Genomic DNA, 205 nt, shown 5'->3' with positions numbered 1-205 from the left:
CGATGGATTCCCGCCTGCGCGGGAATGACGGCTGGTGGCGGGTTCCGTATCAAAAACTAAGCCCGTAGCGTGGGTTTTACCCACGAATGAATAGAAATGATTGGATTCTGATGTCTAGGTTGAAAGTCGTGTGCAACGCCCGCGCTACTCTTATTTGACGAAAGGTCGTCTGAAAAACCTGAATCTTGGTTTTCAGACGACCTTT

This window comes from Neisseria sp. HMSC064E01 (genome assembly GCF_001808875.1).
Lineage (GTDB): Bacteria > Pseudomonadota > Gammaproteobacteria > Burkholderiales > Neisseriaceae > Neisseria > Neisseria sicca_A.
The sequence above is the reverse complement of the archived record's forward strand: the minus strand, read 5'-3'. Positions refer to the sequence as shown.